This window comes from Sporosalibacterium faouarense, assembly GCF_016765695.1.
Lineage (GTDB): Bacteria > Bacillota > Clostridia > Tissierellales > VENL01 > Sporosalibacterium > Sporosalibacterium faouarense.
Window position 1 is genome coordinate 42,203 of record NZ_JAETGO010000075.1, and the last position, 26,462, is coordinate 68,664.

The following is a 26,462-nucleotide window of genomic DNA, read 5'->3' on the forward strand; positions in this document are numbered from 1 at the left end:
CCCCTTAAGAAATAGTCATGATAAAGATTCCTAAAATAATTAACGATAATCCAATGTACTTTTTCTTGTTAAATTTATCAACTTTCATTCCCAACAAACCAAAGTGATCAATAATAATAGATGTAAGGGACTGACCAAGTAACCCTAGAGCTAAAGGAATTGATACTCCCAATATTGAGAATCCAAAATTGTTAAAAAGAACTGTAAAAACCCCTATTGCACCAGCACTATACAAATATAAAGGAATTTGATTATGGATCTTAATTTTTGATCTGCTTATTATAATCACTGCAACAATTGAAAAAAGTCCAACAATATGAATGATAATTGTTGATACATAGTTTCCAAAGAAATTAGCTAATGTTCCATTTATCATAATCATTAGAGAAATTAATGCTCCTATGAATGCTGAAACCAAATTGTTCATATTAATTCTACTCCCTTCACTAAATTCTAAGTTCAATTTATCATGAAATTGTTGTAATTAGTTATGACATATGTCATACTAAATACGATAAAATTTTTTAGATAAAGAAATTAAATACTAAATTTATAAAAAATATATCTAATTTGTAAATATGCAATCTCCTCAGATAATAAAAAGTAGAAGGTGAATATATGATAAAGGTTAATAATTTAAGGATTATGAATTACTATATTAAGAAGCATAAAATTGATGAAATTTTTTCAAGGGATATGAGTAACTTTATGGAGCTTTTTTTATTTAAAAAAGGCGAGCATATATGTAAAGAAACAGATGAAATTAAGAATATATTCTTTTTTGTAGAAGGTAAAGCAAAGGTATACGTTACATTAAGCAATGGTAAGTCATTATTGCTTTGCTTTTATGATAGCTTTAGAATATTGGGAGATGTAGAAGTTGCAGGGATAAAGAAAGCATCAACAAATGTACAAGTTATTGAGGATTCTTATTGTATAGGAATATCAATGGAAAGGGCAAAGAAATATTTACTTAATGATGCTAAGTTTCTAAGAATAATCTGTAATTCCCTCGGGAAAAAGTTAAACAGGAGTTCAAAAAATAGCTCAATAAATCTTCTTTTTCCTCTTAAAAACAGACTATCAAGCTATATACTCGCTACTGGAAAAAACACAGGAGATAGTAGCCCTGGTAAAATTGAATTTCAAGGGAATTTAACTGAGATAGCTGAACTATTAGGAACCAGCTATAGACATTTATTAAGAACCTTAAATGAACTTGTTTTAGAAGGAATATTAGAAAAAAGAAGTAAATCTTTTAGAGTAATAAATGAAGAATTATTAAGGGATTTAGCAGCAGATTTATATAGATAAGAAATAGATAACTCCATAATGCTTATGTTATTGTAAAATGTTGAAGCAATAAGTCATAATACTAAATATTTCTTAGGCTTAAATTTTATATGGTAAGAAAAGGATTTTTTTATATTTCTGTTGAATCTTTAAGTGAAGAAGTTATATAGAGATATTTCTACTAATGACGACAAAAAAAGTCGAGTCATTTTAAAGGAATAGAATATACAATGTATTTGGAGGGAGACAGAACATATGAAATGGGTAGAACGAATTAACGATGTAGTAAATTATGTTGAAGATAATCTAGATAAGGAGATTTCTTACGATAAGATTTCTGAGCTTGCAGTATGTTCAATATATAATTTTCAAAGAATGTTCTCTTATATAGCTGAGAAATCATTAAGTGAGTACATAAGAAATAGACGACTAACATTAGCAGCATTTGATATTTTAAATGGTAAAGAGAATATTATTGAAATAGCAATGAGGTATGGGTATACTTCCCATGACTCTTTTACTAGAGCTTTTCAAAAGTTTCATGGTGTTCTACCATCAAAGGTAAGGACAGATACGGTTTCACTTAAATCTTGCCCTAAGATTTCCTTTCAAATAAAAATAAAAGGAGATAGTTATATGAATTATCAAATTGAAGAGTGGCCAGCTTTTACTGTATCAGGAATAAGGAAAAGGATTATAACAGATGAAGCATTTAAGATCATACCACAAATTTGGGAAACAGCTAGAGCAAACGGCACTATGCAGCAATTATTTGAGCTTTTATGTAAAGCTGATATGAGGCCTGCAGGACTGATTGGACTAAGCGTTGGGGGACAATGGGGAGAATCAAAAGAAATGGATTATTATCTAGGTATAACCACCCATGTTGAAGTTGATAACTGTAAAAAGGTTAATCCACCTAAGAATATGGAGGAGTTTAAGTTTCCTAAAGCAAAATGGGCAATATTTGAAGCAAATGGGACATTACCAGAAGCTGTCCAAAGTATCTATAAAAAGTTCTATACCGAATGGCTACCTAATTCTGGATATGAACTGGACGATCTACCAGTAATAGAAAGTTATCTACAGAATGATAAACAAAAAGTGTGGATTGCAATAAAATAAATTAGAATTGAAGTGATGAAAAAGTGAAATATAATTTTGCAGGTGAATTATTGAAAGAAGGGAAACGTACATTTATTCCAATCCCTTTCAATGTATGGGAAGAATGTAATCAAAAAGGTATGCTTCCTGTAGTGGTGACAATAAATAATATAACTTTTGAATGTAAGCTTACACCTAAAGGAAAAGGATATTATTATATACCAATTAACAAGGGGATAATTAGTCAGTTAGACAATGTTGAGGACTTAGATATGTCCTTTGAAATCATTACTGGATTAACTCGTATAAATAAGAATAGTCCATATACCATTGAAAATCCTATAAGAATAATAGACAGTATAAAAAGCATTATTCAACCGCAAGATGGAATGTGTGGACAAACATGTGTTGCAATGTTAGCAGGGATAACAGTGGAGGAAGTAGTAAAGGTTATGAATGCAAGGAAATGGCAAGCCTCTATTAGTAAAGTGATTGAGACCTTAGACTATTATGGAATTTCTCATTCTTCTAAAATGGTTTATGGCAAAACAAGGTTTGAAAATCTTCCTAAATGTTGTATTTTAAATGTTCATTTAGAAAGGTGCAATCACCTTTTATTATTTTATAATGGTAAATATTATGATCCATCTTTAGGAGTATTAGAAGAATATGATAAAGAGAAAATCATTGGATATTTAGAAATCTTTCTGAGTTAATTCTTGTGAAGGGAAAAGAATATATGGAATTGTAGGAATAAGATAGCTAAGGTGAGCTCATATTAGTTATCTTATTCCTATTTTAAATTAAAGGAATTTTATACATAAAATAGAAATTATATTAATAACTAGATTTTTAGAGAGGGAATTACTTATGAAAGTAACTAATAAAACTGTAAACTATACTATGGGAATTCTTTTGATTCTTATTGCAATTTTAATATTTGTACTATTTTTTATAAATGATGAATCCACTAATATTAGTGCAAATAAACCAAAACATCATTTTTATTTTATAGGGCAAAATCAAGTGGACCCCTATTGGAAGAATATAAGAAAGGGAATAGAAGACGCTTCAAATAAATACAATGTAGTGTTTGAATACAATTCACCGAGATTTACCAATTCTGATGAAGAAACAATGTTTTTAGATATAGCCATTTCTTCCAATGTGGATGGCATTATAGCTAATGGTGTCAATACAGATAAGTTTACTGAGCTTATAAGAGAAGCATTCTATAAGCAGATACCAATTATCACTATAGAAAATGATAATAAAAACAGTAAGAGAAGTACATTTGTTGGAGCCAATAGTTATTTATTAGGAGAAGAAGCAGGTAGATTGATGGCTAAGGCAACAAAAGGAAAAGCCAATATTGCTATTATAGTCAATAATGATAACAATAAAAACTCAATAAATCATAATTTAAGAATCAATGGGTTTTTAAGTATCATCAAGAATTACAAAAATATGGAAGTGGTCGATATATATACTTCTGAACTAGGTATATTAAGTGCTGAGGAGATTACTCAGTCAATAATTAATGACAAGAATATAGATGCTATTTATACTACTAATACAGTTGATACCATTGGGTCAGCTCAGCTTATTGTTGACTTGAATAAGGTCGAGAAAATAAAGTTAATTGGCTATGGAGACACCGATGAAATAGCTAGATATATAGAAAAGGGGATAATCTATGGAACAGTAATGAGTGATCCATATAAGATAGGATATGAAAGTGTAAAAACACTATTAGATATAAAGGAGAATAATAGAGTAACCACTTTTATTGATACTGGGATAGAGGTTATAACCAAAGAAAACCTATCAGAATATAAAGATATAATAAAAGTGAATTAGTGGGTGAAGACATGAAAAGAGAGTTATTTCATTTTCGAGGTATAAGAAAAAAGTTGATTTTATTTTATTTAATAATAACATTGATACTGACTATTACAAGCTTATTTTCTTACTACAATGCTAAATCGGTTCTTAAAAGGCAAAAGAGTATAATTGAAGATTATGTATTTCTAAATTCTTTTAACAATGATATAACCAATTTAGAAATAGAGGTTGAGAAATATCTTACAACTAAGTCATCAGAGTCTCTTATCAATTACTATAATATTTATAATGAAATAAATACAAAAGTTTCCAATATACCTAGGGAAGTTGTTAATGATAAGAAAAGTTTGATGCTTAAAGATATAGGTTATATGATTGAAAATCTACTTAAAGAAACAGATAATGCTATCCAAGCTAAAAGAGGGAGGATAAGTAGCCAATATACTGAACACTTTAAGAGAGCTAACGAAATAGCAGGCTATATTAAATTCTATATAAATAGTGTTATAAATGACAAATTGCAGAACCTATCAATTGAATACAGTGTCATAAATAATAAAGTAAATTATATAAGTGTGTTAAATATAATAATTATAGTATCTTCAGTAATAATAAATACTTTTATTGCTGTAATCTTTACATATAAATTAACAAGGCCAATAATTAAATTATCAAGCTCAGCTGAAAAAATAGCCAACGGTAATTTTGATATAAAGCCTGTAATTATCAATACAGATGACGAGATAAATATCCTTGCTAAAGCTTTCAATAAAATGACTGTTAATATAAAGAATCATATAGAAGAAATTAAGGGACAAGTTATGATGGAAAAGCTCTTAAAGGAAAAGGAAATGCAAAATATTAAAATGAAAAGTCTATTAAAGGATACCGAGCTTAAAATGCTACAGTCTCAGATAAATCCTCATTTTCTATTTAATACTCTTAATGCAGCAGCTCAGCTTTCCATTATAGAAGGAGCTGAACATGCTTCTGAGTTTATAGAAAAGGTAGCTGAATTATTTAGATATAATTTGAAAAAGCTAGATCAACCAGTTACTTTAGAAGATGAAGTGAGAAATGTTAAGACATATATGTATATCTTAGGGACAAGATTTGGTGAGAAAATAAAATATTCTTATGAAGCTGATAAGAGTGTTTTAGATACAGTTATTCCTTGTACAATATTGCAGCCAATTGTTGAAAACGCTTATATTCATGGATTAGAGGATCTTGAAAGAAATGGAAGGATTGATATCAAGGTAGAAAGAATAGATGATAAAGTAAAGATTGAAATTAGTGATAATGGCAAGGGAATGACGAAAGAAAATATTGATTCTATTTTATCACCGGAAAGTTTATTTAATATATCAAAAAATCACGTAACTGGGATTGGAATGCATAATGTAATAGATAGATTAAGGCTTTTTTACAATATAGAAGATATAAACAAAATAATTGAAATTGAAAGTAAACTTAATATTGGAACAAAAGTAACATTAAAATTACCTTATATTAAGGAAGTGATACAGTGATTAGAGTACTAATTGCAGATGATGAACATTTATCTATTGATTATCTAAAGCTTATTATAGAAAAGAATATTGAAGATGCTGAGATTATTGCAATTGCAAAATCAGGGAGAGAAGCTATTGAAAAATCTATAAGTCATAGTCCAGACATAGTATTTATGGATATAAAGATGCCTGGAATAAATGGTATTGAGGCTATTAAAGAAATAAGAAAGACGAATGTCAATATTAATTTTATAATAACAACTGCTTATGAATATTTTGATTATGCAAAAGATGCGGTAAATCTAGGGGTTTATGACTATCTTTTAAAGCCCCTTAATAAAGTAAAGCTTATAGATACATTCAATAATTTAAAAAATTTAATAGAGGAAAGACGGAAATCTCTTCAAAACGAGGTTCTTCTTAGGGAAAAAATGAATAAAATAATACCACGAATGGAGAGTCAATTTGTATATACACATATAGTAAATGAAAGGAAAATCAGAGATTTAGATTTTTATGAAAGTATATTTGATATGAAGTTATATAAAGGATATATAATGGTTGCTACCTTAGAAGAATACAAAGCAAAAAGTAAAGAGGAAAATTATCACAAGAATATTTTAATGCATGAGTTTTATGATTTATTTAATATGACTATAAAAAAATACACTCACTGCTTGGTTGGACAACCTTTATTAGATAGAATAATAGTCTATGTACCTGTAGAGAAAGAACTAGATGAATATTTGATAAGAAATATTGCCATTGATATCGCAAATAAGATATTAAAGAAGATTAATGAAAGTTTAGAAGGAAACTATAAGATAGGTATTGGTAGGGCTTATAATATTGATAATTTACTTAAGTCATATAATGAAGCATTTACATCAACCACCCTAAGTTCTAATAATGAGATTACACATATAGATGATATAGTTCTGAATAGTGAAATTGATGAATATCCATTGGATAAAGAGAAAACTATGATTAAATACTTTATATCTAGAGATATTGATGGAGCAATTAAGGTTCTTGAAGAGATATTTACTTGGATGATCATAAATTATAAGGATGATATAGATAAAATTAAATCTAAGCTTATTGAATTACTCATAGTTATTAAAAGAAATATTCCTTATAAAATCAATGAAAGTGATTATAAAGAGCAAATATTTATTATGAAGTTATTAAAAACAAAAGAAGTGAATGAGTTAATGCCTAACTTTTCTACCTATATAAAGCAAATGCTATTAGATATAAATAATAATAGAGAGAAACAGTTAGAAGGAATAATAATAGAGGCAATAGAATTCATTAAGGAAAATTATAATAAGAATGTAAGCTTGAGGGACGTGGCAAAAAATTTAAACATGAGCTATCATTATTTCAGTAAATTTTTTAAGGAATCCATCGGTAAGAACTTCGTTGATTATGTTACTGACATTAGAATGTCAAAGGCCAAGGAGCTACTGGAAAATGAGGATTATAGTATTAAGGCAATAAGCTTTGATATTGGATATAATGATCCTAATTACTTTAGTAAAATATTTAAAAAATACTTTGGAATGAGTCCCACAGAATTTAGACAAAATTCTGTTTAATGAGGTGATCCTATGAATAGAAATCTATTAAAAAGAATAATAACCTTATCTCTGTTTTTAATACTTATCACACTTGCAGTTATAACATACAATGACGTTAAGAAGCTTTCTTCAAATCAAGATGATAGTATAGCTGTTATAGATTCTAATAATAATAAGATAAAGGTTGGTTTCTCTTTAGGAACCTTGAAGGAAGAAAGATGGATACGAGATAGGGATATATTAGTAGCAAAGTTAATAGAATTTGGAGCTGATGTTTTAGTACAAAATGCTAACAATGACGATGAAGACCAATTGAAGCAGGTTAAGTATTTAATAAGTCAGAATATAGATGTACTTATCCTAGTTCCAAACGATTATGAAAAAGCAAAGGAATCAGTAAGAATAGCGAAAGAAAATGGCGTAAAGGTAATCTCCTATGATAGACTTGTTTTAAATTCGGATGTAGACTTATATATATCCTTTGACAATGAGAAGGTAGGAGAGCTTATGGCATCTTATCTTGTAAAACGGATACCTAGAGGGAATTACCTTATTATAAATGGTGCAAAGAGTGATAATAATACTAGTATGATAAAAAAAGGCTATGATAAAGTCTTGAGTAGTAAAATTAAAAATAAAGATATAAATATATTGAAGGAAGAATGGTCAGTGAACTGGATGAATGAGTACGCATTCAGAGTTACCGACGAATTAATACAAGATAATGAAGAAATAGACGCCATCATAACAGGAGATGACAATCTAGCAGGAGGAGTAATCAAAGCTTTATCGGAACATAGGATGGCTGGTAATGTATTAGTAACTGGTCAAGATGCTGACTTATCTGCTTGTCAAAGGATTGTTGAAGGGACCCAAGCCATGACAGTATATAAACCAATTGAAAAATTAGCTGAGGCAACAGCATCATTTGCCATAAAACTTGCTAATAATGAAAATGTAAACGTGGAAAAAACCATTTTTGATGGTAGCTTTGATGTTCCCTATTGTGTTTTAGAGCCTATACTGGTGGATAAATATAACATGGATGATACTATTATTAAGGATGGATTTCATCTTAAAAATGAAGTATATAAAAATTTTACTGATTAATAGAGAAAGTTACAGGTCAAATTGGCCTGTATTTTTTTATGTTAAAAAATTACTATTGCAATTTGAATATTCTGAAAATAATAAAATTATCAAGCAGTTAAAAAAAATAATCTAGATACATAGAGTATAGGCTTTAGTATAATTAAAATACGAACGTTGGAAACGTTTTCTAATAAAAAGGGGGAAATACTAAAATGAAAAAAGCATTATCATTGTTAATTGCTATGATTTTAATTGTTACTTTGATTGGTGGATGTTCTCAAAGTAAAGAAACATCAAGTGATAAGGTCAAAGTAGGTCTATCATTACCAACACAAAGAGAAGAAAGATGGGTAAGAGATAAGGATAAGATGATAGAAGTAGCTGAAGAAAAGGGAATAGACCTATTAGTTAAAGTTGCTGATGCTGATATGCAAGAACAAATAACTCAAGTTGAAGCATTATTGAGTCAAGGCATTGATGTATTGATACTAGCACCTCATGATGCATCTGCAGCAGCTACATTAGTTGAAAAGGCTAAAAAAGAAGGAGTACCAGTAATTTCTTATGACCGTTTAATAACAAACACAGATAAATTAGATTATTACTTATCATTTGATAATGTTAAAGTTGGTGAATTGCAAGGCAAATTCATAACTGAAAAGGTTCCAGAAGGTAAATACATTATAATGTCAGGTGCACCAACTGATAATAATGCTAAGCTATTCAAACAAGGTGCTATGAAATACATACAACCATTAATAGATGATGGAAAAATAGAAGTTATTGCAGAACAGGCTGTTGAAAATTGGGTTCCAGAAAATGCTCTTAAGATAGTTGAGGCTGCCTTAGCTGCAAATAATAATGAAGTTGATGCAATATTAGCACCAAATGATGGTACAGCAGGTGCAGCTATCCAAGCATTAACTGCTCAAGGACTAGCTGGTGAGGTACCTATTACTGGTCAAGATGCTGAGAAAGCAGCAGCTAAAAGAATTTTAGAGGGAACTCAATCAATGACTATATTTAAAGACACTAGAGCTTTAGGTGAAGAAGCAATAGATATGGCTATAAAGTTAGCAAATGGAGAATCAATTGAAGCTAATGGGGCAGTAGACAATGGAAAAATTGAAGTTCCTTCAGTATTATTAACACCACAAGTTGTAGATAAAGATAACTTAAATGAAACACTAGTTGATAGCGGATACATTAAAGAGTCTGAGCTTGAATAATTAGTCTGTTAGAGGAATAGCTTAAGGGTTATTCCTCTATCTTTTAGAAAGGTGGTCTAGTTACACATGAGCGAATACATATTGGAAATGAAAAATATTATAAAAGAATTTCCAGGAGTTAGAGCACTAGATGATGTAAATTTTAAAGTAAAGAAGGGGGAAATTCATGCTTTAGTTGGAGAGAATGGAGCAGGAAAATCAACTCTTATGAAGGTCTTAAGTGGAGTATATCCAAATGGGACCTATGAAGGAAAGATAATTATAAATGAAGAAGAAAAGGAATTTAGTAATATAAAGGATTCAGAGAGAGCTGGAATAGGTATAATTTATCAAGAACTGACTTTGGTTAAGCAAATGAATATATGTGAGAATATATTTTTAGGAAGTGAATTTTCTAAATATGGAGTAATTGACTGGAATAGAGCAATGTCAGAGACAAAAAAAGTATTAAAGGAAGTTGGATTAAATGATAGTCCAGATACTAAAATAGTCCATTTAGGGATAGGAAAGCAGCAACTGGTAGAAATAGCAAAGGCTATATCAAAGAAGGTAAATATTCTGATATTAGATGAGCCGACTGCTGCCCTTAATGAAAATGATAGTGAGAATTTATTAGATATAATAAGAAGTTTAAAAGATCAAGGAATCACCTGCATATATATTTCTCATAAACTGAAAGAAGTAAAGGAGATAGCAGATACTATTACTATATTACGGGATGGTCAGACAATTGAAACCTTTGAAAATAATAAGGATGCTACAATGGATAGAATTATAACAGATATGGTTGGCAGGGAGATGACTCAATTATTTCCAAGGGAAGAGCATATACCTGGAGATATAGTACTTGAAGTGAACAATTTCTCAGTTTACAATCCCGAGCTTCCAGATAAAAGGGTTATAGATAATGTCAGTTTTAAAGCAAGGAAAGGAGAAATACTAGGAATAGCTGGTCTTATGGGGTCAGGAAGAACAGAGCTTATGATGAGCTTATTTGGAGCCTATGGAATCAATAAATCAGGTGAAGTAACTATAGATAATGAAAAAGTAAAGATAAAGAGCCCAGAGGATGCTATAAAAAAAGGTTTCTGTTATCTATCTGAGGATAGAAAAAAGAGTGGATTGGTTCTTATGATGGATATAAAGGAAAACACAACTCTTGCAAGTCTTAGAAAGATTTCATCTATTAGAGGAATAAATGAAAATGAAGAAATAAAAGTAACGAATAATTATGTGGATGTTTTAAAAATAAAAACACCTTCTATAGAGCAAAAAGTTAGAAATCTAAGTGGAGGAAATCAGCAGAAAGTAGTTATATCAAAATGGTTAATGGCTGAGCCTAAGATACTTGTATTAGATGAGCCTACTAGAGGCATAGACGTTGGAGCCAAATATGAAATATATAATATTATGAACCAGTTAGTTGATAAAGGTGTTAGTATCATAATGATCTCTTCGGAGTTACCAGAGGTATTGGGTATGAGCGACAGAATATTGGTTATGAATGAAGGGAAATTTACGGCTGAACTAGACTTTAAAGATGCAGACCAAGAAAAGGTTATGTATTATGCAACTGGTGGGCAAATCATAGAAGCCACTAATTAAAGGAGGAAAATTTATGGAAAGTAAAGCAAAAATAAAACAAGGTTCTATAGATATAATAAGAATGTCCTTAAAAAACAACATAAGACAATATACCATGTTTATTGCACTTATAGGAATTATGATTATATTTTCCCTTTTAAGTGACGTTTTTTTTACACCTAGAAATCTGTCAATGCTATTTCTACAAACCGCTCATATAGCTATATTGGCTTGTGGAGTTGTACTGGTCATAGTTGCAGGTCATATAGATTTGTCAATTGGCGCAGTAGTAGGATTGACTGGTGCAATTACGGCAATTCTTCAAGCTAAGCTTGGACTTGGCGTATTTCCAGCAGTATTATTAACTATAGGATTTGGAGCACTAATTGGACTTTGGCAAGGATATTGGGTTGCCTATAGAGAAGTACCAGCTTTCATTGTAACCTTGGCAGGTATGATGATATTCAATGGCTTGTTATTAGGAGTTAGTAATGGTGAAACTATTGCTACTAGTTCTTTTTTCAATAAAATTGGCCAAGATTATATACCCACACTATTTGTAGAAAATAATCCTAAAGATATGCTTCCCCACGATACAACAATTATCATTATGGGTCTAGTCATTATAGGATATTTATTCCTTGAGATAAGAAAGAGGAAAGAAAGAAAAAAATACGACTTTGATATATTACCTATGAATTTATTTGTATTGAAGGTGGGTCTTGTAATTGTATTAATAGCATCAATATTTATAATTTTATCTCTATATCTTGGAATTCCTTATTCAATACTTCTATTAATGGGAATTGGAGGTCTGTATACTTATTTAACTAATAAAACTACTTTTGGTAGACATGTATATGCTATAGGAGGAAATAAAGAAGCTGCAAAGTTATCAGGTATAGATATAAAGAAAAGAACCTTATGGATATTTATTTCATCTGGAATACTTGGTGCAATAGGTGGTATGGTATATACTGCAAGGGTTGGATCTGCTGCAGCTTCAGCAGGTCAAGGTATGGAGCTTGATGTAATAGCAGCTGCTATAATAGGTGGTACATCTACCCTTGGTGGAGAAGGTACTATAGTAGGAGCGATAATAGGAGCATTGGTAATGAGTACACTGAATAATGGTATGTTATTACTAGATGTGGGAGTGACACAGAGATTAATAGTAAAGGGACTAGTTTTGCTACTAGCTGTTTGGGTAGATATATCTTCACGTAAAAAATCTAGCTAATATAAGCCTTTTAAATACCCCTTATTATATAAGTCAGGCAGTAATGCCTGACTGTTTTTAATTAAGATAATAAATTTTGTCTTTGATAATGGTGGAATTTAATATATAATATTAAAATAGAATTTGAAAAATATGGATTTCATTACAAAGATAGGGGGAAGTATCATGTTAGTGAATCGTATATATTTTATTGTTATTACTTTTATTATTATGATTTCTTTATCATTTTTGATAGAGAATACTGTTGTGGCTGGAATAATTACATTTGCAGTTGTAATGATAGGCTATATAATAATTAGTCTTATGCGTAATAAGAATAGAGTAAGCTTATTAGAAGAAGAATGTGATCCACAAGCTTTTCTAGAAGCGACTGAAAGACAAAGAAAAATTACGGGTAGGAATCCCAAGATGAATACATTGCTCAATATTGATAGATCAGCAGGACTTATTTTAAATGGAGAATTCGAAAAAGCAAAGGATACCTTATTATCAGTTGATAAATCATATTTATCAGAAAAAAATGGGTCATTGTTTGTTTATAATGTCAACTTAATATCATGTCACTATGAACTTGGAGAGAATGAAAGTGCTGAAAGACTATTTGAAAAAGAAATGCCTTTACTGTCACCAACAAACAAAAGAATGAAATTATCAATTAAGCTTTTAAATGCTGACAGACTTTTAAGATTAAAAAGATTTGAAGAAAGTGAAATAGAATTTAAAAGACTTTTAGAAGAGAAGATAAGTAAAAGAGTGGAATTAAGTATACTTCATAGTTTAGCACAAATTGATGAGCATAAAGGCAATCTTAAGGATGCAATTTATAAATATGATGAAGTATCAAATAATGGGAATAAATTATGGATTGCTGAGCAATCGAGAAAAAAACTTACTGAACTGAAGTAATTAAATTAAGAATATTGCATAAGTATATAAATGAGAAAGTAAAAATAATATTTCATCAGCATTTTCTAATTAAGTATTTTTAAATAAAGAAATCAATTAGAGTTTAGAAAATAACAGATTCTTTTAAAAATATTCAATCAATATATTGCAATGGAAAAAAATGTGTGTTACTATATTATTAAATTGGTATATACAACATAACAATAATACAAACCTCTTATATTTCTTTCTATATATCTACTAATGATTTGTAATAAATATATGTCTAACCTATCAGAGCGATTATAATATATATATTTCCTAAAATTTCAAATAATCCTTATTTTTTGCTTTTTTAATAAAATCCTAGACCAGTTTAACTTTCAAATATTTAGCTATATCGTCAATAGAAAATACCATAGTCTAATATTGAAAACAAGTAAGTTTAGTTGTTTTATTATGTCTCACTTTATAGGGGATGGAAATCTATATAGATTTATAGTTATATAGATTGACATAAGATCAAAAGCAAGGAGGTGGAAGTGTTTTTTAGTTTTTAGTTCTTTATTTTAAATTATAAAAATATTAAAGGGGGTTAAATTGTGCACGATTATGGTTTTCTAATACCATTATTACTAGGGCTATGGGCATACATATCAATAATTGCTCAGCTTACAGGTTTATGGTGGGCAGAGGCACTAATAAGTGGAGCTCTTACAGGTCTTATTGTTGGTGATGTTAATTTAGGATTACAAATTGGTGCTACTCTGACTCTTATGTCATTAGGCATGTGGACATATGGTGGAGCAACAATGCCAGACTTTAACACAGGTGCTATTATAGGTACAGCAATAGGGGCTCTAGGTTCAGGACTGGAAGGTGGATTAGCAATAGCTATTCCTACTTCGATTTTAATGACGCAGCTTGATGTTCTTGCCCGTGCAACTACAACTGTTTTTATTCATGGAGCAGACAAACATTTAGAGAAAGGAAATCTAAAAGGAATTACAAAAATGCATTTGTTGGGTCAAATACCTTGGGGACTAAGTAGGGGCATACCAGTATTTTTAGCAGTATGGCTAGGTGCTGGACCTATACAAAAAGTTATTGAGTGGTTCCCAGAGTGGTTTATGGGTGGTATGCAATTAGCAGGAAAAGTTTTACCAGCCCTTGGATTTGCACTATTACTTAATCAAATTAATGTTAAGAAGTACTGGCCATTCCTATTGGTAGGATTTGCTTTATTTGCTTATATTAATATGCCTATTATGGGTATAGCAATGTTAGGTTTGGCTATTGCAATCGTTTATATGCGCTTAGAAGGGGGGTCTTCTAATGCCTAGTACTGATATGGAAAAAACAACAAAAACTAAAATAGATAAAGCTACGTTAAAAAAGGCAATGTGGAGAGATATTTTTACATTACAATGGTCATGGAACTATGAAAGAATGCAAGCATTAGGATTCTTATGGGCTATTTTACCAGTTTTACAGAAGGTATATAAGAAAGGTGAAGAATTAAAAGAAGCAATGCAAAGGCATCTTCAATTCTATAATACTAATCCAGTGGCATCTCCTTTAATTTTAGGTGCTTCTATCGCCTTAGAAGAAGATAAGGCAGGGCAAGCTGCTAGTAGTATTAAGGTAGGACTAATGGGTCCATTGGCTGGTATAGGAGACACTATACAAGCAGTTTTATTTAGACCTATTATAGCAGTTATAGCAGCTTCCTTAGCAATGGGAGGGAGTATGTCTGGTCCACTCTTAATTTTCCTAGCTGGTATTCTTTGGATGGCAGTTAAGGTACCTTTATTCTGGTTAGGCTACAATAAGAGTACAGGATTAATAGGTGAAGTAGCAGGTAAAGGTCTACTTGATAAAGTTACTAATACTGCAACGATTGCTGGATTAATTGTTATCGGTGGATTTATACCGAGTATTTTAAGTCGATTAACAACACCATTACAGTTTGCTAGAACAGTTACTGTTGATGGTGAAGCGGTAGAAAAGGTAATTAAGGTTCAAGAGGTATTAGATGGTATAGTACCTTTCTTGATTCCAGTATTAATCGTTGGATTAGGGTATTATTTAATAAAACGTAAGCTTTCCCCAATCAAAGTGTTATTGATATTAGTAGCTCTATCCTTCATTACAAATGCATTGGGAATCTTATAATATTAGATTGAATTAAAGATATTTGACTAATAAAATAGTCTCCTTTTAAAGGAAAATTAATCTTCTAAGAGGAGGCTATTTATTTTTAATAAACAGAGAGAGGAAGTAAGAAATGATAGGAATTATACTAGCAAGTCATGGTCCATTGGCAAAGGCAACATTGAAATCAGCAGAAATGATCATGGGAGAACAAGAGAATATTACAGCTTTGGCTTTAGAGCCTCAAGATGATCCACAAGAATTAAAGAATAAGATTTATGATGCTGCAGAAAAGGTTGATATGGGAAAAGGAGTAATTATCTTAGTTGATTTACTTGGAGGATCACCTGGAAATGCAGCAGCATATCTAGCTAAGGATGGCTACCCTGTTATTACAGGACTAAATTTACCCATGTTATTAGAAGTAATAGGCATGAGATATGGTGACTTAGAAGAAGGCGTTAGAATAGCTATTGATGCAGGTATAGAGGGTATTAAGGATTTAAGAGAATTTTTAAGGGGGTAAAATGAATGATAGTACATATGAGAATTGATAACAGGTTAATACATGGTCAGGTTACTGTGAGCTGGGTAAGTTCAGTAGGTGCAGAGCATTTATTAGTAGTAAATGATGAAGTGTCTAAAGATCCTATTCAAAAGCAGATGCTTCCAATGGCTGCTAGAGGAGTCAAAACATCAGTATTTTCTATTGATGAAGCCGTTGATTATGTTAAGAATTCTGATAGCAAAGAAAAAATAATGATAATAGCTAAATTTCCTTCAGATGCACTGAACTTATTAGAAAACGGATTAGAGCCTCAAGAAATAAATGTTGGAAATCAAGCTCCATTACCAGGGACTAAATACAAAATGGTAACAAAGTCTATAGCAGTTACAGAGGAAGATGCATCTATATATAGACAAATTAATAAAAAGCATCATTTAACTTCACAAATGATGCCCTCTAATTCAAAAAAGAGCTTCATAGAGATAATTGAGGAAAAAGGTCTTTAGATTATATACTAATTTTATTGTGGAGGTTTTAATATGAAAATTGGTAGGGGAAAACAAGATATTACTCCTCTATATCCAATTGTAATGGGAGGCTATGGAGACAGGTCAGGTAAATCTCAAGATGTTCTAGATAGAATTTTTGCAAGAACAATAGTTTTAGAAGATGATGAAGAACAAAAGATTGTTATAATTGCCTTAGATATAATTGGATTAACAAGAGTACAGATTCAATATATAAAGAAGAATATATTTAAACTAACAGGCATTTTAAAAGAAAATATTGTTATTAGTGTAACCCATACTCATTCAGGACCTTTGACATATGATTACCCTACAATGGGTAAAGCAGATGAAGAATATGTTGAATGGCTATATAAGGTTATACCAACAACAGTAGTTAAAGCATTGAAAGATTTAAAAGAATGTAAGATAGATTGGTACCAAGGGAATTTCTCAGATGTAGGGAATTCTAGACGTTCAAGAAATAAAAAAGTTGAACCGATATTAACCATTTTAGGATTTACTGATTTAAGAGATAATCTATTAGCTACTTTATTTAATTATAATTGTCATCCCACAGTATTATCAGCAGCTAATTTGGAGATATCAGCTGACTACCCCGGTGCTAGTATAGATTTACTAGAGAAGGTATACGGAGAGGATGCCTTATTTGTTTTTACAAATGGAGCATGTGGAGATATTAGCACTCGCTTTACAAGGAGAAGCCAGGACTATAGAGAGGTTAAACGACTAGGGAGCCTGTTAGCAGCAGAGGTTATTAAAGTCCTTAATAAAATGGAGTTTACCCAAGAGGTACCCAATGTTTTTATTAAAGGAAGGGACTTTGAATTACAGCCTAGAGAATTACCAAGCTTAGAAGAGTTAGAAACACAAGAAAAAGTTTATCAAGAAAGACTTATAAAACTAGAAAATGAAGGGGCAGATGGTGGAGATATTAGAATAGCCCATACGGCTCTTCAAGGTGTAAGAGTACAGAAACTTCTGAAGGAGTATGCTTCGAGATTAGAACTTAATGGCATAATGAAGGGAATCAAAATAGGTAATGGAGTAATTATAACTCAACCTGCAGAGTTGTTTTCCAGTCTTGGAAATACTATTATAAATGCTTCTCCCTATGAAATAACAATGGTTATAGGATATGCTGAGGGCTCAATTGGGTATTTACCTGATAAAAAATCTTATAATGAAGGTGGATATGAAGCTCTTTCTTGTAGATTTAAGGTAGGAGAAGGCGAAAGATTAGCAGACATGGCAATATCACTACTAAAGGAAATGGAGTGAGTTTATGCTATTTGAATTCTATGATAAGGTTGAAGATCTTTTAAATGAAATTAAAGATACTCAAAGCAGTACCATACAGTTAATAGCTGATAAAGTAGCAACTATTATAGATAGGGGAGGGATTTTATATACCTTTGGGACAGGTCACTCTCACCTTTTAGCAGAAGAGATATATGCTAGAGCAGGGGGATTATTTCAAGTAAAAGCTATTTTAGAGCCAGAGCTTATGCTACATCAAATCCATGGTAAAAGCACATTAATCGAGAGACTATCTGGTTATGCTGACATTATATTAGAGATAAATGAAGTAAGGAAAGGCGATGCTATCATTATAATATCAAATTCTGGAAGAAATTCTGTACCTATTGAATTAGCTATTAAAGCTAAGGAAAAAGGTCTATTAGTTATTGCTTTGACTAATTTGAAGCATAGCAAAAGTGTTGATTCTAGAAATAAAAGTGGAAAAAGACTATTTGAAGTTGCAGATTTTGTATTAGATAATTGTGGAGTACCAGGAGATGCTATTTTAAAAGTTAAAAATAAGCACTTTAAGATTGCTCCAACCTCAACCATAGCTGGAGCGGTAATTTTGCAAGGATTAGTCGCTGGAATAGTTGATAAGATTCATGGTGAGGGTAAAGAAGTTCCAGTAATGGTAAGTGCAAATCTTGATAACAGTGATCAATATAATGAAAAGCAATTAGAGAAATTACTAGAAAAGCATCCAGAACTTTTTAAAATATTAAGATAAAGAAATTATATTTTAAATTTCAATTCTTTGCAAAATTGATTATGGATGTTTATGTGTAATCTCAAAAACAGTGAATTCGATAATGAAGGGGGAAATAAGGTGTCCAAAGTTTTATTGAAAAGCAAAATGATATATACAAGTGATGGATTAAAGAGTGGCGCTATACTTATAGAAGATAGCAAAATAAAAGATATTATTTTCAACACTGAAGAGATTAGAAGTTTTGAAGGTAAAGTAATTGATGTAGAGAACAATTCTATTATTCCAGGATTGATAGACATACATATTCATGGTGCAGGAGGATGGACTGTAACCGGTGGAACTGTGGAAGATATTAAAGGGTTAACTACTTATTTAACCACTAGAGGGGTCACATCTTTCCAACCTACTATCGGGGGAAGTCCTTTAGAGGCCATAAAGAATACATTGAAAGAATTAAGTATAGCTATAAAGAATAAAAGTCAAGGAACAAGAATACTAGGAATTCATTTAGAAGGTCCATTTTTAAATCCAGAGAAGAAAGGTGCCTTTAGTCTTGAATTTTTAGAAAAGCCTTCTGTTGAGTTAGTTAAAGAATTTATAGAATTGAGTAATGATAATATAATCCATGTTTCATTGGCACCTGAACTAGAAGGAGCAAAAGAAGTTATTGAGTATTTAGTAGATAAAGGTATTTTAGTTTCAGGGGCTCATACGAATGCAACAATAGAAGAAACTAAAAAAGCCATACGATGGGGAGTGAGTCTCTCAAATCATACTTGTAATGCTCAAAGGTCTATACATCATAGAGAACCTGGAGCATTAGGAGGATATTTATTAGATGATGGTGTGGACTGTGAGTTAATATGTGACTCATTCCATGTACATCCTGATATGATAAGACTAGTCACTAAAATAAAGACGATTGATAAAATCTGTGTAATATCTGATGCTATTACAGCTTCTGGGGTAAAGCCAGGAGAATATGCATTTTTAGGACGTAAAGCCTTAATAGATAAAGATGGTTGGAGTAGATTACCTGATGGAACTATCGCTGGTAGTACAAGGGATTTATTATATGGACTAGAGAATCTAGTAGAGAATATTGGGTATTCCATGGAGGATGCTTTGAAAATGACTTCTTTAAATCCCGCTAGACTATCTGGATATCAAGAATGCAAGGGAAGCATAGAAGTGGGTAAGGATGCAGACTTAGTTATCCTAGATGAGAATTATAAAATTAAATATACCTTTGTTGAAGGAGAGATGGTATATAGTTCAGAACAAGAAGGACCATTTACTAATCCAAAGATTCAGCCTATAAGAAGTATTGAAGAAGTGGGGGATGAGTATGAAAATTAATGCTGAAGTTTTCTTTAAAGAGGCTTATAAAATCTTAGATGAGCTTAAGGAAACACAGATGGAAAAAATTAAAGAAGCAAGTTATATATTAACTGAATCTATTTCTAGAGACGGAGTTATACATATTTTCGGTTCAGGGCACTCTAAGGCATTTGCAATGGAATTAGTTTATAGAGCAGGTGGATTGGTACCAATGCATAGGGTAACGTTGGATGACTTAGCACTGAAAGGAGATCTTTCAGCTGAGGATTTACTAGATCCACAAATTGAAAGGGATCCAGAAAATGCTCACAAGTTATGGAACCTTTACGAAATTCATCCCCAGGATGCCTTTATTATAGTTTCAAATTCAGGAAGGAATGGAACCATAGTTGAGTTTGCATCCATGGTTAAAGAAAAGAATATGCCATTAATTGTTGTAACATCCATAGCGCATTCAAAGGATACTGTATCGAGACATAATAGTGGCAAGAAATTATATGAGTTAGGGGATGTGGTAATAGATAACTGTGGACCTAAGGGAGATGCTTTAATTCCAGTAGAAGGTTTAAGGATGAAAGCTTGCTCCATTTCGTCAATTACTGGTGCATTCATTGCCCAAGGATTAACAGCAGAAACTATAAACAATTTTAAAGAAAAAGGTGTAACACCACCTGTGTTTATAAGCGCTAATGTTGATGGAGGAGACCAGCATAATGATGCACTAAGGGCTAAGTACGAGGGTAGAATATAGATGATTTTGAAAAGTACAATAGCCAATTCATCCATAAATATAGGGAAGGAATTAGGGGTTGCAATGGGAGTGTTTTTATGAGGAAAATAAAGGTTGGATTAGTAGGATACGGTTATATAGGAAAGGTTCATTCTGTTGGATATTCAAATATACCAATAGTTATTGATAACTTGGATATAGAAATTGAAATGTCTAAGGTAATTAGAAGAAAAGAATCAATAAAAGAAAAAAATCTTTGGTTGAGTCTTGGACATGAAATCGAAGATTTAGTTAATGAAGGTGTAGAAATAGCAGATATATGTACACCTAATTATCTTCATAGGTCTCAGGTAGAATATTTGGCTAAAAATGGTGTGAATATTTATTGTGAAAAACCATTGGGACTTAATTACGAAGAGTGTACTAGGTTGGCAGATATTACTGAAGAAGAAGATATTATCAATCAAGTTGCTCTCGTTTACAGATTTATGCCAGCTATAGCAAAGGCGAGGAGTTTTTTATTAAATAATGGTTTAGGGGATATAATCAACTTTCGAGGACATTTATTCCATGGAAGCTATTTAAATCCTAAGCGACCCATTTCATGGAGACTCCAAAGAAACAAATCAGGTGGAGGAGCTCTAGTTGATTTAGGAATTCATATTGTAGATACAGTAAGATTTCTATTAGGGGAAGTGGAGTCGGTAAAGGCTGAGACTAACACAGTGTTTAAGGAAAGACCAAATGATGATGGAGGATATTCTATAGTAGATGTAGATGATTGGGGATTAGTCAATTTAGATATGGTAGATGGAGCTAAAGGGACCATTGAAGTTTCAAAAGTATCTGTAAATCCTTTAGAAGTGTTCAATATTGAAATTTACGGTACAAAGGGGTTTATAAAGATTACTGATAAGGATTTCTATGAACCGAATGTGTTTTTATTTAATAAAGACAATAATCTTGAGAAAATAACTATTGCAGATTTTGATCCTTACTCAAGATATTTAAATACTATAATTCCATCACCTAAGATGTCATTAGGCAGTATGATAGATATGCATCTAGCCAGCCAGGTGAATATCCTAAATAATATTTCAAAAAACAGAATTATTTTTCATGAGACTCCTACTTTTTCAGAAGGAGCTAAATCTCAAAAAATAATAGATTTGGCTTATCAGTCTGAATATAAAGGAGGAAAACAATCAAATATATGAATTCGGTTAACCTTAAAAAAGATAATGAAAGAATATTATTAGTACTTGATCTTGATGGAACATTACTTACAGATGATAAGCAAATTACCAAAACAACAAAAGAATATTTAGATATGGCCTGTAAACAAGGAGTAGAATTATGTTTTGCTACAGGAAGAAATTTTATGACTTGTAAAGATATTGCGATAAAATATGATCTGAAAGTACATTTGATTTGTGCCAATGGTGCAATGATAAAGGATCCATTTACATCAAAGGAATACTATAAGACAACAGTTGATTGGAAGATAGCAAGAAAAATTGCAAAATATGCATCTAGAATTGATGCACTTATCCATATATTCACTGAAGAGAGTTGGTTTATAAATAAATTAGAAAGAAGTGCCATAGAATTTGGAGATAAGAATGGTATAAAGCCGAAGTTTATAAAAGATATAAAGGACTGGAAGAGTTTAGATATTATAAAGCTTGTACTAGTGGATACTCCACAGAAGATTACTCAGCTTGAGGAATGGACATTAAAGAAAAGGTTTGAGATTCATATTATAAGATCAGATCCCTATAGTATAGATATCACTAATAAAGAAGCTTCTAAAGGAAATGGAGTAAGAAGAATAGCAGATTTATTAGGAATAGAAAAGGAAAATATTATTGCAGTAGGTAATTATTATAATGATATAGACATGTTTAAAGTGGCTAAGATAGGAATAGCCATGGGTAATTCTCCTGATGAAGTTAAAAGAAAGGCTGACTTTGTAGTTAAATCGAACGAAGAAGATGGAATTGTATGCTTGGTAAAAAAATTCATACTTAAATAAGAAAATATTATAAGAAAATAGAGAATGTATATAAAAGGAGAGTATAGAGTATGGATAAACTTGATAAACTTGCTACTGAAAGTGTTAACCTCAATACTTTGAATTTAGACGATCTAGAAGTAGAGGATATATTGAGAAAAATTAATGAAGAAGATAAAAAGGTTGCCTATGCAGTGGAAGAAGTAATTCCAGAAATAACAAAAGCAGTAAAATCTCTTAAAGAGCGGTGGGATAAAGGAGGTAGAATCATATACATAGGGGCAGGAACAAGCGGAAGGCTAGGTGTATTAGATGCAGCTGAAAATCCATCTACCTTTGGAACAGACCCATCAAGGGTTATTGGTATACTTGCAGGTGGAGATATTGGTATGAAGCAACCTGTAAAAGGGGTGGAAGATAGTTTTAAACAAGGGTATAATGATATAGAGGGTATTAATCTAACTGAAAATGACTGTGTTATAGGAATAGCTGCTAGTGGTAGAACACCATATGTAATGGGTGCATTTGAAAAAGCTGAAGAATCAGGAGCTTTTAAAATAGGTATAGCATGTAATAAAGCTGCTAAATTTAAAGATATTGTAGATGTAGCCATATTACCGGAGCCTGGCCCAGAGCCAATCATGGGTTCAACTAGGATGAAGGCAGGAACATCTCAGAAGCTTGTTTTAAATATGATGAGCACAACACTGATGATTTTATCAGGTAAAGTTTATAAAAATCTTATGGTGGATATGAAGCAAGTGAATGAAAAGCTTAAGGATAGAGCTGAAAGGATAGTGGCAATTGCTTGTGATATAAGTACGGAAGAAGCTAGAGAGCTTTTAATTAGAGCAGAGGGCAATGTAAAGATTGCAATATTACTTAATAAAGGATTAAGTGAAAAGGATGCTAAGGAAAAATTAGATAGAAATGATGGACATATTAGAAGAATTATTAAGAACTTATGAGATTTAAGATATTGGGGTGAAAGTATGAAGAAAATTAATAAACAAAGTCCACTACCAAGATACTACCAATTAAAGGAAATTATAAGAGATATGATAGAAAACGAAGTATTAAAGCCAGGAGACTTGGTCCCTACTGAAAGAGAACTTTGTAAATATCATGAAATAAGCAGGATGACAGCAAGAAAAGCAATTACAGAGTTAGTTCATGAAGGAATGTTATTTAGGGAACAGGGAAAGGGAACTTTTGTAGCCAAGCCTAAAGTTAAACAAAATGTATCAGAATTAATAGGATTCACGGAAGAAATGGAAAAAAGAGGATTAAGAGTTGAAACTAAGCTTTTAAATTTCTCGATCAAACAAGCAACAAAAAAGTTAATAAATCAATTGCAGATTGAATCCTCGGATAGAGTTTTTGAAATATTTAGGTTAAGGGTAGTGGAGGGAGAGCCTTATGCCCTTGAAAAGGCTTGGATTCCAGAAAAATATGCTAAGGGCTTTAGTGAAGATGAATTAAGGGGTAATTCATTGTACCATGTTCTAGAAGAAAAATATGGTTTAGAGCTATCCCATGGTAAACAAACATTGGAACCCATTATATTAACTGCTTATGAATCTAACTTACTAGGAGTTCCTGAGGATATGCTAGGTTTATTATTTGAAAGAAGGGCGTTTACAAATGACAATACCCCAATAGAATTTACAAAATCAGTTTATAGAAGTGATAGATATAAGTTTGAAATTACATTAAATAGACTTTAAATATATTCTGGAAACTTTTTATTTTTAGAGGTGGAATAGGAGTGAGAAGAGATGAGGATTATTGTTGCAAAAGATTATTCTATGATGAGTAAGATAGCTTCTCGGATGATAGAAACTGAAATCAAAAAGAATCCTAGAGCGATCCTGGGATTGGCTACTGGCAGTACTCCAGTAGGAGCTTATAAAAAATTGATAGATGCTTATAAAAAAGGATTAGATTTTTCAAAAGTTACTGTGTTTAATCTAGATGAGTATTACGGTCTCGCTCCGAGTCATGAACAAAGTTATGCCTATTTTATGAGAGAAAATTTATTTAATCATATTAATATAGATATTAGTAAGACTTACATACCTGATGGAATGACTAAAAATCCAAAGATAGAGTGTAGAAAGTATGACCAATTGGTTAGAGAATCTGGAGGTATTGACTTACAATTACTTGGAATAGGAGAAAATGGACATATAGGATTTAATGAACCTAGTGAAGAGCTCCAAATAGATACTCATTTAGTTGAATTAACCCATACAACTGTTTCAGCCAATAGTAGATTCTTTGAATCTGTTGATGATGTGCCAAGACAAGCAATAACTATGGGACTAGGTTCTATTATGAAGGCTGACAAAATTATTTTATTAGCTTCTGGTGAAAATAAATCTAAAATTATTGCAAAGACCATAGAGGGTAAAGTAAGTACTAGTACTCCATCATCCTTATTACAATTGCATCCAAAAGTCACACTAATTATTGACCAGGAGATATCAAATTATCTTAAAATTAAAAATTTATGGAGAGAAAACATACAGGATAAGGATGTATATCATACAAGTATAGGTTTTTAGTTACATTATAGTTCTCTTAAAAGATTAAAATTTTGACTCAGTTGAGTCAAAATTTTTTTTGCCGATAAATATAGTTCGTTGTGTATTTATATAGTTTATGGTCATAACAAAAAATATAATATTTACTATAATTTGTATACATTTTATAAAAATTCACAGCTATAATATAGTGATATATATAATGAATCCTTTAATAGCACTGATACCAAGAAAAGGACACTATTTTTACTTTAAATAGTATTAACAAATTTAAGTATTTACTATAAAATATGATAAAATATAATTGACTGAAAATTTAAAATATAGTAAAATATTTAAAAAGAGGTGGATAAATTTGAATATAATACAAAATATTTCTAATAACTTAGAGTCATTAAGTACTAAACAAAAAATAATTGCCAAGTATCTTATTCAAAATAAAGATAAGATAGGATTCATGACTTTAAAGGAATTAAGTGAAGAAACAAATGTCACTGAAGTGACTATTATTAACTTTTGTAAAAGTATTAGACTAGAGTCATTTACTGAAATGAGAAAGCAGTTTCAGGAATTAATAAAGAAAGAACTCCATGTTCCTACAAAAATGAAAACATCACTTGAAGAATTAGAAAATCTGAATGATGCTTTTAATAATACTGTTCAAATACAGAAGTTGAATTTTGATAAAGTGCTGAAAAACAACAATGTTGATACTTTTCAAACTGTATCGAGTTATATAGAGAATGCTAGAACAGTGTACATATGTGGATTAGGAGTATCTAAAGTGATTGTAGACTATCTAAGTAGTAGGTTAAAGCTTATTAATATTGATGTTAGGATATTAGAAGTTAGGGACATGGGATTGGTAAGCATGGAACTTTCAAGGGCAACGGCAGATGATTGCTTTATTCTAATATCATTTCCTAGCTATTCTCATATCGTTATTAATCTTTCTAAATATCTCTCAGATAAAGAATACAAATTTATTGTTCTAACTGATAGTGAAAAATCACCTTTAGCCAAGAATGCTAATGTGGTATTAAAGTCTTATACTGAGTCTCAGGTTTTTTATAACTTCATTTCTGCTACAGTGTGCTTAATAGAATTACTTCTTGTAGTAATTTGCTTTAATATGAAAGATAAAATAATGATAAACCTTGAAGATTTAGATGAAATTCAAGCTTCGCTTATAAAGGATATAAATAATGATTAAGCTTAGCAATGACTTAATTACAATGTTTAGATTTTTATTTTAGTCA

At 31.0% G+C, this 26,462-nt stretch carries 26 protein-coding genes; 25 read left to right on the forward strand and 1 reads right to left on the reverse strand.

Annotated features, from left to right (window positions below; genetic code table 11):
* Positions 1 to 4: 4 nt before the first annotated feature.
* The gene (locus JMO20_RS14295) at positions 5 to 427 is read right to left on the reverse strand and encodes a DMT family transporter (RefSeq protein ID WP_202710371.1); all 423 of its coding nucleotides are present in this window, start codon (positions 425 to 427) and stop codon (positions 5 to 7) included.
* 191 nt (positions 428 to 618) lie between these two features.
* On the opposite strand from JMO20_RS14295, the gene JMO20_RS14300 reads away from it, so the two are divergent.
* The 25 genes from JMO20_RS14300 to JMO20_RS14420 all read left to right on the forward strand — a co-directional run bounded on the left by JMO20_RS14300 (position 619) and on the right by JMO20_RS14420 (position 26,416).
* Positions 619 to 1,314 carry a cyclic nucleotide-binding domain-containing protein gene (locus JMO20_RS14300; protein WP_202710372.1) on the forward strand — a complete coding sequence of 232 codons (696 nt, stop codon included), beginning with the start codon at positions 619 to 621 and terminating at the stop codon, positions 1,312 to 1,314.
* 234 nt (positions 1,315 to 1,548) lie between these two features.
* Positions 1,549 to 2,418: an AraC family transcriptional regulator gene (locus JMO20_RS14305; protein ID WP_202710373.1), complete on the forward strand. Its 870-nt coding sequence runs from the start codon at positions 1,549 to 1,551 to the stop codon at positions 2,416 to 2,418.
* Between the two features lie 23 nt (positions 2,419 to 2,441).
* The gene (locus tag JMO20_RS14310; protein ID WP_202710374.1) at positions 2,442 to 3,113 is read left to right on the forward strand and encodes a DUF1905 domain-containing protein; all 672 of its coding nucleotides are present in this window, start codon (positions 2,442 to 2,444) and stop codon (positions 3,111 to 3,113) included.
* 154 nt (positions 3,114 to 3,267) lie between these two features.
* On the forward strand, positions 3,268 to 4,257 hold the full coding sequence (locus JMO20_RS14315) for a substrate-binding domain-containing protein (protein WP_202710375.1): 990 nt from the start codon (positions 3,268 to 3,270) through the stop codon (positions 4,255 to 4,257).
* A gap of 11 nt (positions 4,258 to 4,268) precedes the next feature.
* Entirely contained in the window at positions 4,269 to 5,774 is a 1,506-nt protein-coding gene (locus JMO20_RS14320) for a sensor histidine kinase (RefSeq protein ID WP_202710376.1), read from the forward strand.
* Positions 5,771 to 7,357: a response regulator gene (locus tag JMO20_RS20650; protein WP_202710377.1), complete on the forward strand. Its 1,587-nt coding sequence runs from the start codon at positions 5,771 to 5,773 to the stop codon at positions 7,355 to 7,357. Before JMO20_RS14320 ends, JMO20_RS20650 begins: the two co-directional genes overlap by 4 nt.
* Positions 7,358 to 7,369: 12 nt before the next feature.
* A complete protein-coding gene (locus JMO20_RS14330; RefSeq protein WP_202710378.1) occupies positions 7,370 to 8,449 on the forward strand; it encodes a sugar ABC transporter substrate-binding protein in 1,080 nt (359 codons plus the stop codon).
* A 194-nt stretch (positions 8,450 to 8,643) separates the two neighbouring features.
* A complete protein-coding gene (locus JMO20_RS14335; RefSeq protein WP_202710379.1) occupies positions 8,644 to 9,660 on the forward strand; it encodes a sugar ABC transporter substrate-binding protein in 1,017 nt (338 codons plus the stop codon).
* Between the two features lie 66 nt (positions 9,661 to 9,726).
* Positions 9,727 to 11,265, forward strand: a complete 1,539-nt coding sequence (locus JMO20_RS14340) for a xylose ABC transporter ATP-binding protein (protein ID WP_202710380.1) — start codon at positions 9,727 to 9,729, stop codon at positions 11,263 to 11,265.
* Between the two features lie 13 nt (positions 11,266 to 11,278).
* A complete protein-coding gene (locus JMO20_RS14345; protein ID WP_202710381.1) occupies positions 11,279 to 12,484 on the forward strand; it encodes a sugar ABC transporter permease in 1,206 nt (401 codons plus the stop codon).
* 165 nt (positions 12,485 to 12,649) lie between these two features.
* The gene (locus tag JMO20_RS14350; RefSeq protein ID WP_202710382.1) at positions 12,650 to 13,390 is read left to right on the forward strand and encodes a tetratricopeptide repeat protein; all 741 of its coding nucleotides are present in this window, start codon (positions 12,650 to 12,652) and stop codon (positions 13,388 to 13,390) included.
* 581 nt (positions 13,391 to 13,971) lie between these two features.
* Positions 13,972 to 14,712 (forward strand): PTS sugar transporter subunit IIC, encoded by a 741-nt coding sequence (locus tag JMO20_RS14355; RefSeq protein ID WP_202710383.1) that lies wholly within the window; start codon positions 13,972 to 13,974, stop codon positions 14,710 to 14,712.
* Positions 14,705 to 15,544, forward strand: a complete 840-nt coding sequence (locus JMO20_RS14360) for a PTS system mannose/fructose/sorbose family transporter subunit IID (protein ID WP_202710384.1) — start codon at positions 14,705 to 14,707, stop codon at positions 15,542 to 15,544. Before JMO20_RS14355 ends, JMO20_RS14360 begins: the two co-directional genes overlap by 8 nt.
* A gap of 112 nt (positions 15,545 to 15,656) precedes the next feature.
* Positions 15,657 to 16,049, forward strand: a complete 393-nt coding sequence (locus tag JMO20_RS14365; RefSeq protein WP_202710385.1) for a PTS sugar transporter subunit IIA — start codon at positions 15,657 to 15,659, stop codon at positions 16,047 to 16,049.
* A 5-nt stretch (positions 16,050 to 16,054) separates the two neighbouring features.
* Positions 16,055 to 16,537 (forward strand): PTS sugar transporter subunit IIB, encoded by a 483-nt coding sequence (locus JMO20_RS14370; protein ID WP_207753513.1) that lies wholly within the window; start codon positions 16,055 to 16,057, stop codon positions 16,535 to 16,537.
* A gap of 33 nt (positions 16,538 to 16,570) precedes the next feature.
* Positions 16,571 to 17,839, forward strand: a complete 1,269-nt coding sequence (locus JMO20_RS14375; RefSeq protein ID WP_202710386.1) for a neutral/alkaline non-lysosomal ceramidase N-terminal domain-containing protein — start codon at positions 16,571 to 16,573, stop codon at positions 17,837 to 17,839.
* Between the two features lie 4 nt (positions 17,840 to 17,843).
* Complete coding sequence (locus tag JMO20_RS14380; RefSeq protein WP_202710387.1) at positions 17,844 to 18,590, forward strand: SIS domain-containing protein; 747 nt, start codon at positions 17,844 to 17,846, stop codon at positions 18,588 to 18,590.
* A 99-nt stretch (positions 18,591 to 18,689) separates the two neighbouring features.
* Positions 18,690 to 19,931: an N-acetylglucosamine-6-phosphate deacetylase gene (gene nagA / locus JMO20_RS14385; protein WP_202710388.1), complete on the forward strand. Its 1,242-nt coding sequence runs from the start codon at positions 18,690 to 18,692 to the stop codon at positions 19,929 to 19,931.
* The gene (locus tag JMO20_RS14390) at positions 19,921 to 20,664 is read left to right on the forward strand and encodes a sugar isomerase domain-containing protein (RefSeq protein ID WP_202710389.1); all 744 of its coding nucleotides are present in this window, start codon (positions 19,921 to 19,923) and stop codon (positions 20,662 to 20,664) included. Before nagA ends, JMO20_RS14390 begins: the two co-directional genes overlap by 11 nt.
* A 77-nt stretch (positions 20,665 to 20,741) precedes the next feature.
* Positions 20,742 to 21,860 (forward strand): Gfo/Idh/MocA family protein, encoded by a 1,119-nt coding sequence (locus tag JMO20_RS14395; protein ID WP_202710390.1) that lies wholly within the window; start codon positions 20,742 to 20,744, stop codon positions 21,858 to 21,860.
* Complete coding sequence (locus JMO20_RS14400; RefSeq protein ID WP_202710391.1) at positions 21,857 to 22,678, forward strand: Cof-type HAD-IIB family hydrolase; 822 nt, start codon at positions 21,857 to 21,859, stop codon at positions 22,676 to 22,678. Before JMO20_RS14395 ends, JMO20_RS14400 begins: the two co-directional genes overlap by 4 nt.
* Positions 22,679 to 22,728: 50 nt before the next feature.
* Positions 22,729 to 23,625: an N-acetylmuramic acid 6-phosphate etherase gene (gene murQ / locus JMO20_RS14405; RefSeq protein WP_202710392.1), complete on the forward strand. Its 897-nt coding sequence runs from the start codon at positions 22,729 to 22,731 to the stop codon at positions 23,623 to 23,625.
* A 24-nt stretch (positions 23,626 to 23,649) separates the two neighbouring features.
* On the forward strand, positions 23,650 to 24,384 hold the full coding sequence (locus tag JMO20_RS14410; protein WP_202710393.1) for a GntR family transcriptional regulator: 735 nt from the start codon (positions 23,650 to 23,652) through the stop codon (positions 24,382 to 24,384).
* 51 nt (positions 24,385 to 24,435) lie between these two features.
* Positions 24,436 to 25,224, forward strand: a complete 789-nt coding sequence (nagB, locus tag JMO20_RS14415) for a glucosamine-6-phosphate deaminase (RefSeq protein ID WP_202710394.1) — start codon at positions 24,436 to 24,438, stop codon at positions 25,222 to 25,224.
* Between the two features lie 334 nt (positions 25,225 to 25,558).
* Positions 25,559 to 26,416, forward strand: a complete 858-nt coding sequence (locus JMO20_RS14420) for a MurR/RpiR family transcriptional regulator (protein ID WP_202710395.1) — start codon at positions 25,559 to 25,561, stop codon at positions 26,414 to 26,416.
* Positions 26,417 to 26,462 lie beyond the last annotated feature (46 nt).

Bases quoted from the DNA above. Each gene is read 5' to 3' on its own strand.
- JMO20_RS14335 (WP_202710379.1), top strand. From the start codon at position 8,644: ATGAAAAAAGCATTATCATTGTTAATTGCTATGATTTTAATTGTTACT.
- JMO20_RS14295 (WP_202710371.1), bottom strand. From the start codon at position 427: ATGAACAATTTGGTTTCAGCATTCATAGGAGCATTAATTTCTCTAATG.
- JMO20_RS14400 (WP_202710391.1), top strand. From the start codon at position 21,857: ATGAATTCGGTTAACCTTAAAAAAGATAATGAAAGAATATTATTAGTA.
- nagB (WP_202710394.1), top strand. From the start codon at position 24,436: ATGAGGATTATTGTTGCAAAAGATTATTCTATGATGAGTAAGATAGCT.
- JMO20_RS14340 (WP_202710380.1), top strand. From the start codon at position 9,727: ATGAGCGAATACATATTGGAAATGAAAAATATTATAAAAGAATTTCCA.
- JMO20_RS14350 (WP_202710382.1), top strand. From the start codon at position 12,650: ATGTTAGTGAATCGTATATATTTTATTGTTATTACTTTTATTATTATG.
- JMO20_RS14305 (WP_202710373.1), top strand. From the start codon at position 1,549: ATGAAATGGGTAGAACGAATTAACGATGTAGTAAATTATGTTGAAGAT.
- JMO20_RS14360 (WP_202710384.1), top strand. From the start codon at position 14,705: ATGCCTAGTACTGATATGGAAAAAACAACAAAAACTAAAATAGATAAA.
- JMO20_RS14370 (WP_207753513.1), top strand. From the start codon at position 16,055: ATGATAGTACATATGAGAATTGATAACAGGTTAATACATGGTCAGGTT.
- JMO20_RS14395 (WP_202710390.1), top strand. From the start codon at position 20,742: ATGAGGAAAATAAAGGTTGGATTAGTAGGATACGGTTATATAGGAAAG.
- JMO20_RS14320 (WP_202710376.1), top strand. From the start codon at position 4,269: ATGAAAAGAGAGTTATTTCATTTTCGAGGTATAAGAAAAAAGTTGATT.
- murQ (WP_202710392.1), top strand. From the start codon at position 22,729: ATGGATAAACTTGATAAACTTGCTACTGAAAGTGTTAACCTCAATACT.
- JMO20_RS14390 (WP_202710389.1), top strand. From the start codon at position 19,921: ATGAAAATTAATGCTGAAGTTTTCTTTAAAGAGGCTTATAAAATCTTA.
- JMO20_RS14365 (WP_202710385.1), top strand. From the start codon at position 15,657: ATGATAGGAATTATACTAGCAAGTCATGGTCCATTGGCAAAGGCAACA.
- JMO20_RS14315 (WP_202710375.1), top strand. From the start codon at position 3,268: ATGAAAGTAACTAATAAAACTGTAAACTATACTATGGGAATTCTTTTG.
- JMO20_RS14300 (WP_202710372.1), top strand. From the start codon at position 619: ATGATAAAGGTTAATAATTTAAGGATTATGAATTACTATATTAAGAAG.
- JMO20_RS14345 (WP_202710381.1), top strand. From the start codon at position 11,279: ATGGAAAGTAAAGCAAAAATAAAACAAGGTTCTATAGATATAATAAGA.
- JMO20_RS14380 (WP_202710387.1), top strand. From the start codon at position 17,844: ATGCTATTTGAATTCTATGATAAGGTTGAAGATCTTTTAAATGAAATT.
- JMO20_RS14410 (WP_202710393.1), top strand. From the start codon at position 23,650: ATGAAGAAAATTAATAAACAAAGTCCACTACCAAGATACTACCAATTA.
- JMO20_RS14375 (WP_202710386.1), top strand. From the start codon at position 16,571: ATGAAAATTGGTAGGGGAAAACAAGATATTACTCCTCTATATCCAATT.
- JMO20_RS14330 (WP_202710378.1), top strand. From the start codon at position 7,370: ATGAATAGAAATCTATTAAAAAGAATAATAACCTTATCTCTGTTTTTA.